General features: G+C 72.3%; 5 protein-coding genes and 2 pseudogenes. 4 read left to right on the top strand and 3 right to left on the bottom strand.

Going from position 1 to position 6,331, the window contains the following annotated elements:
• Positions 1-371, top strand: a pseudogene (locus ABD378_RS39785) (pyridoxal phosphate-dependent aminotransferase); the annotation flags it as partial.
• 28 nt (positions 372-399) lie between these two features.
• Here the strand turns inward: ABD378_RS39785 and ABD378_RS39780 are convergent.
• Both ABD378_RS39780 and ABD378_RS39775 read right to left on the bottom strand, forming a co-directional pair.
• The gene (locus tag ABD378_RS39780; protein WP_344529562.1) at positions 400-1,014 is read right to left on the bottom strand and encodes a DedA family protein; all 615 of its coding nucleotides are present in this window, start codon (positions 1,012-1,014) and stop codon (positions 400-402) included.
• Positions 1,014-1,802, bottom strand: a complete 789-nt coding sequence (locus ABD378_RS39775; protein WP_344529556.1) for an MBL fold metallo-hydrolase — start codon at positions 1,800-1,802, stop codon at positions 1,014-1,016. Before ABD378_RS39775 ends, ABD378_RS39780 begins: the two co-directional genes overlap by 1 nt.
• 117 nt (positions 1,803-1,919) lie before the next feature.
• Here ABD378_RS39775 and ABD378_RS39770 point away from each other — a divergent pair, with 117 nt between their 5' ends.
• The 3 genes from ABD378_RS39770 (at position 1,920) to ABD378_RS39760 (ending at position 6,041) form a co-directional block, all read left to right on the top strand.
• The gene (locus ABD378_RS39770; protein WP_344529558.1) at positions 1,920-2,324 is read left to right on the top strand and encodes a hypothetical protein; all 405 of its coding nucleotides are present in this window, start codon (positions 1,920-1,922) and stop codon (positions 2,322-2,324) included.
• A 56-nt stretch (positions 2,325-2,380) separates the two neighbouring features.
• The gene (locus ABD378_RS39765; RefSeq protein ID WP_344529554.1) at positions 2,381-4,558 is read left to right on the top strand and encodes a phage holin family protein; all 2,178 of its coding nucleotides are present in this window, start codon (positions 2,381-2,383) and stop codon (positions 4,556-4,558) included.
• Between the two features lie 82 nt (positions 4,559-4,640).
• Positions 4,641-6,041 (top strand): amino acid permease, encoded by a 1,401-nt coding sequence (locus ABD378_RS39760; RefSeq protein WP_344529552.1) that lies wholly within the window; start codon positions 4,641-4,643, stop codon positions 6,039-6,041.
• Positions 6,042-6,050: 9 nt separating this feature from the next.
• Here the strand turns inward: ABD378_RS39760 and ABD378_RS39755 are convergent.
• Positions 6,051-6,331: pseudogene (locus ABD378_RS39755) on the bottom strand (DUF6345 domain-containing protein); the annotation flags it as partial.

Here is a 6,331-nt window from a genome sequence, read left to right as displayed (position 1 = left end):
ACGGGACGACGACGAGCGCCGCCAGGGCGACGGTCACCGCGGCGGGCCGCCACTTGTACGTGGACCTCGGCCCGCTCCGTCCGGCCCTCGCCGCGCGCGGCGTCGGCGACTCACAGGACCTGGAGGACTTCCTCGGCGAACGCCTCGCCATGCCCGCACCCGGTGGCCACCGCTTCGGCGACGACCTCGGGGCGCTGCGCGTACGCCTGTCCACGGGACCGCTGCTCGGCTCGACCCGGCAGGAGCGGATGACGTCTCTCACCGCACCGGACGCGCTGGAACTGCCGCACGTGGAACGGGCGTTGAGCAGGCTTGGCTCGGCCTTCGCCGACCTCCGCGCAGCAGCCCACCGATCGGAGCCTCCTCGGTGACGCAACAGCCGCAGCCGCAAAGAGGTCCTCAGGACGCCGTACGACGGACCTTGCGCCACACCGTCGGCGCCACGCTGATCAGCACCGTCAGACCGACCGCCAACGCCACGCCCTCCCACGGCTCCTTGAAGAGGGAGCCGCCGAGAATGCCGATCAATTGGTACGTCACGGCCCAGGCGAGGCACGCGGGCACGTCACCGCGGGCGAACTCGCGCAGCGGCATCTTCGCCATCAGACAGGCCAGCATCACCGGAATGCGCCCGGCGGGGACGAGCCGGGACAGGACGAGGACCAGGACGCCGTGGTCCGCGAGCTTGTCCTGCGCCTGCGCCAGACGGTCCTCGGGCGCACGCTCACGGATCGCCGCCAGCCAGCGCGAGCCGTTCTTCGAACGCATGCCGCGCCGGCCCAGCCAGTACAGCGCCATGTCCCCGAGGAACGCGGCGAACGCCGAAACCCCGAACACCACGAGCAGCGCGAACGGCGCCTCCTGGTGCACGGCCACCACGGCGGCCGAACTGACAAGCGCCCCCGTGGGCACCACAGGCACAAGCGCGCCGAGCACGATGAGCAGGAACAGCGACGGATAGCCGACCGCCTGCTGCGTCGACTCCGGCGGCACCTGGGCCGCCGCCGCGAGAATCACTGAGGCTCTCCCTTGGTGACCTCGGGCCGCACGCTCTCGCCGTGCCCCAGACGGTGCACCGCCACCTCCGGCGCGAGCCGCGCCGCCTGGCGCACGAACTCCTCGCCCGGCGTGTGGAATTCATGCGGCCGTACGGCGTCCATGCCGATCGGCCAGTACGTCCCGTAATGCACTGGAACCGCGCTGCGCGGCGCGAGCCTCGCCAGGGCGACGGCCGCGCGCGCCGCGTCGAGATGACCATGGCCGAGATACGGCCCCCAGCCGCCGACCGGCAGCAGCGCCACGTCGACGTCACCGACCTCATCGGCCATCGAGTCGAAGAGCCCGGTGTCCCCGGCGAAGTACGTCCGCGCCTCACCTCGCACCACGAAGCCGAGCGCGGGCGGGCCGTGGGGTCCGACGGGCAGCCGCCGCCCGTCGTGCCGCGCCGTCACCACGCGTACGACGAGGTCACCGACCCGCACGTCGTCACCCGGCACGACTTCGATGAGATGCAGGTGGGAGAGCCTGCGCGCGAGCCCCGGCACCTGCCGCCGGGCGCCGCGCGGGAGCAGCACGCGGGTGCCGGGGGCGATCCGCGCGAGCGAGGGCAGGTGCAGATGGTCGGCGTGCAGATGGGAGAGGAGCACGGCGTCGGCGACGGCCGCCTCCGGGGGCGGAAGCGCGCCCCTGCGCCGGCGCAGATGGGCGAGGCGAGGGGCGAAGAGCGGGTCGGTGAGCACCCGGAGACCCGAGTCCTCGACCGTGCAGGTGGCATGACCCCACCAGGTGATCTCCACCGGCACTCCGGTTCCTCCTTCGCGCGACTGTTTACGAGCCTACGGCCAGGAGTAGGGTCTTCGGCTGACGCCAGTGGTGAGGACGCCAGAGGTGAGGGGGACGCGATGGGAGACACCGCAAGCGTGACAGTGGTGCGGGTCGCGGCGATCGCCAGCCTGACACCGCTAGAGGAGCTGGACGCGGATCCCTTCCTGGTGGACTCCCGCAGCCAGCACGCGATGTGCGCGCGCTGGGCCGCCGCCCGGGGGTACGTCATCACGCGTGAACTCGTCGTCCGTGGGCTGCCGTCCGACCACGCCGTGCTCTGGGCGGACGTCGACGAGGGCCTGGTGGACCTCTTCGTCGTGCCGAGCCGCCGGGTCCTGGACAGCGCGCTGCGCTCGCCGGACGAGTTCACCGCGGAGTGCGGGCGGCGCGGTGTGCGGATCGAGACGGCGGGCCTCGAGGAACCGTCGTACGACGCGGTGATGAAGGCCCATGTCCACCGGCGGCTCTCCATGCCGACCGCGGGGTACGACGGCCGCTGATCCGTCCGCCCCCGCCCACCCGTTCACCCTGTGACAGGCTGGTGTCCGGTTCTGTCATGAAACGTGAGGCGGCGGGCGTGGGGCGAGGGCGTTGGCGGGCGGTCGGCAGTGCTCTGTGGCGCTCCGTCGCCGTGTGGCTTGTCAGTACGCTCACCATGCTCGCGCTCGCCGGGATCCTGCCCGACTTCCAGCTGCAGTCCGACGACGGTGACAGCGCCACCCGCATCGCCGTCACGGCTGCCCTCGGCGCCGGTGCCTTCGGACTGCTCTCCTCCCTTGTGTGGCCCCTGCTCGTGCGGGCGCTGCTGCTCGTGCCCGCGCTCGTGCTCGGTCTGCTCGCCTTCTTCCTCAACGGGTCGCTGCTCCTGCTCGCCCTCGGGCTGATCCCCGACGGCCGTGGTGAGGCCAACGCCGAGACCGCGGTCGTCGTCGCCGCGGTCATGTCCGCCGTGGCCTCCGCCACCGGCGGCGCCCTCGCCGTCCGCGACGACGACGCCTACCGCCGCCGCCTCTACCGCCTCGCGGACCGCAGGCGCCGCCGCCGTGCCGAGGGGCGGGCCGGTCCTGTCCCGCCGGGCACCGTCTTCATCCAGCTCGACGGCGTCGGCCACGACGTCCTGAGCGGCGCGGTGGAGAAGGGCCTGATGCCGACCGTCGCGGGCTGGCTAGGCCAGGGGCGCGAGCCCAGCCATCGCCTCACCCCCTGGCGCACCGACTGGTCGAGCCAGACCGGGGCGAGCCAGCTGGGCATCCTGCACGGCTCGAACCACGACGTCCCCGCCTTCCGCTGGTACGAGAAGGACACCGGCGAGGTCATGGTCTCCAACCGGCCCGCATCCGCCGTCGAGCTGCAACGCCGCGCCATCGAGCGCACCGGCGACGGCGGCCTCCTCACCTTCGACGGCGCGAGCCGCGGCAACCTCTTCAGCGGCGGCGCCGAGCAGCTCGCCCTCGTGCTCTCCATGGCCGCACGCCGCGGCAAGGAGAACCGCTCGCGCGCCGGGTACTTCGCCTACTTCTCCGACCCCGCCAACGCCGTCCGCACCGCACTGTCCTTCATCGCCGAAGTCGGCCGCGAGATCGGCGAGTCGACCCGCGCCCGGATCAAGAAGCGCCGGCCGCGCATCGGCAGGGGCGGGCTCTACCCCTTCATCCGCGCCTTCGCGACCGTCGTCGAGCGTGACGTCGTCGTCGCCGCGGTCATCGGGGACATGCTCGCCGGGCGCAGCGCGGTCTACGCCGATCTCGTCGCGTACGACGAGGTCGCCCACCACTCGGGGCCCGTCGGCAGCGACGTGGAGAAGGTGCTCCAGCGGCTCGACCGCTCCCTCGCGCTGATCTCGAAGGTCGCCGAACACGCCCCCCGCGCCTACCGCATCGTGGTCCTCTCCGACCACGGCCAGAGCCCGGGCGAGACCTTCCGCGCCCGCTACGGCCTCACCCTCGGCGACCTCGTCAGGGCCGGCTGCGGCCTGCCCGTGCCGCGCAGGGCCCAGCGCACGCACAGCGGAGCCGAGGCCCGATCGACGGTCCGCGCCGCCCTGCGCCGCCCCGTGGAGGAAGGCGCGGGAGAGCGCCGCCCCGCACGCCGCGCCGAGCCCATCGTGCTCGCGTCCGGCAACCTCGGCCTCGTCTCCTTCCCCGACGTCCCGCACCGCATGACCCGCGAGGAGATCGACCTGCGCCACCCGGCGCTCCTGCCCACCCTCGCCAACCACCCGGGCATCGGCTTCCTCCTCGTACGCAGTCAGGAGCGCGGCCCGGTCGTCCTCGGCGCGCGCGGCAGCGAGGTGTACCTCGACGAACAAGACGCAGAACCCGGTGACCTCGGGCCGCTCGCCGACTTCGGTCCCGGAGCAGCCGAGGCCGTGCGCCGAACCGACGGCTTCCCGCACGTCGCCGACATCATGGTCAACTCCTGGTACGACCCCCAGGACGGCGAAGTCCTCGCCTTCGAGGAGCAGATCGGCTCGCACGGCGGACTCGGCGGCGCCCAGGCCCGTCCGTTCCTGCTTTCGCCCCTCGTGCTCTCCGCGCCGCTGGACGGCGGGGACGAACTCGTCGGCGCCGAGCGGGTCCACGACGTACTGCGGCGCTGGCTCGGCGAGTATCAGGGGCCGGAGATTCCGCTGGTGGGAGAGGTTGCCGCGGCTGTGGACGATTCCCGGCCCGGCGGCCCCGGCGCATCAGCTTTTGCGGTCGCCGACCCTGCCGTGCAGGACAAAACGCGCTGATTTTGCGCGGTTCCCGCCGTGTCCGACGATGTCTCTCGCCCCGGTGATCCCGGGCGTCCGGCACGATGAGAGGCACCACCCCATGCACGACACCGGAACCGTGATCCAGCCGGCTCCGGCCCCTGAACAGGAAGAACAGCGGACAGAGCGGCACGAGGAACAGAACAGCAAGCACGCTCGCCGCTTCGGACTCCCCATCGCCACCTGCCTCGTCATGGGCAACATCATCGGCGGCGGCATCTTCCTGCTCCCGGCCTCCGTCGCTCCCTTCGGGACCATCAGCCTCGTCGCGTTCGGAGTCCTGACCCTGGGCGCGATCGCCCTCGCCCTGGTCTTCGGGCGGCTCGCGCAGCGCGATCCGCGCACCGGCGGACCGTACGTCTACGCCCGCGAGGCGTTCGGCGACTTCGCGGGATTCCTCGCGGCCTGGTCCTACTGGGCCACCGCCTGGGTGTCGAACGCCGCGCTCGCCGTCGCCGCCGTCGGCTATCTCGACGTCCTGATACCCGTCAACGACCACAAGTGGACCGCCTGCCTTGCCGCCCTGGCCCTCCAACTCCTGCCCGCACTCGCGAACTTCGCGGGCACCCGGTACGTCGGCGCGGTCCAGGTCGTCGCCACCGTCCTCAAGTTCGTGCCACTGATCCTCGTCGCGGTCGGCGGGCTCTTCTTCTTCGACAGCGCCAACCTCGGGCCCTTCCAGGCCAGCGACGACAGCCCGGTCGGTGCGATCTCCGCCTCCGCCGCGATCCTGCTCTTCTCCTACCTGGGCGTGGAATCGGCCGCCGTCAGCGCCGGTGAAGTACGCGACCCGCGGCGCAACGTCGGGCGCGCCACCATCCTCGGCACCCTCGGCGCCGCCCTCGTCTATCTGCTCGGCACCCTCGCCGTCTTCGGCACCGTCGCCCACGACAAGCTCGTCGGCTCCACCGCGCCGTTCTCGGACGCCGTCAACGTCATGTTCGGCGGCTCCTGGGGCGGTACGGCGGTGGCGCTCGCTGCGGTCGTGTCGATCCTCGGCGCCCTCAACGGCTGGACGCTCCTGAGCGCCCAGACGCCGTACGCCGCCGCCAAGGACGGGCTCTTCCCGAGTGTTTTCGGCAAGAAGAAGCGCGGCGTGCCGACCGTGGGAGTCCTGGTCACCGTCGTCCTTGCCTCGCTGCTCACCGTCTACAACTACACGGCGGGATCGAGCGGCGTCTTCGAGTCCCTCGTCCTGATCACCACGTTCACCGCGACCGTGCCCTACCTCCTGGCCACCGCCGCGCAGATCTACTTCCTGGTCTCCGGACAGGGCGAGCGCGTCAACCGCGCCCGCCTGGTGCGGGACGGCGTCCTCGCGGGCATCGCGTGCGGCTTCTCGATGTGGCTCGTCGCCGGGTCCGGATACGCGGCCGTCTACCAGGGCGTCCTGTTCCTCTTCGCGGGCGTGCTCGTCTACGCGTGGATGGCGGCCCGCAAGGAGCGGACCGCCACCCACTGATCTCCCGGACTACCTCGCGAGCGGTGCGACCACCCAGCGGCGGGTGGTGAACATGCCGTCGGACGGGCCGATCTCGATCAGCTTGCGGGCGGCCGGGTAGGCCTCGTTGCCCTCGATCTCATAGCCCACGTCGAACGTGCCGGGCACGTCCCTGACCTCGGGCTCCTGCTGCGCCCTCGCACTCTGGGCGCCCAGCTCGTCGGCCGTGACGGCGGCGAGTTCGGCGAGCAGCTTCTGCTGGGCCGCGGCAAGGGCCTCGCGCGGGTCGCGGGCCCGCGGCGCGGCTGCCG

The organism is Streptomyces rectiviolaceus, from assembly GCF_039533825.1.
GTDB lineage: Bacteria > Actinomycetota > Actinomycetes > Streptomycetales > Streptomycetaceae > Streptomyces > Streptomyces rectiviolaceus.
The sequence above is the reverse complement of the archived record's forward strand: the minus strand, read 5'-3'. Positions and strand labels throughout refer to the sequence as shown.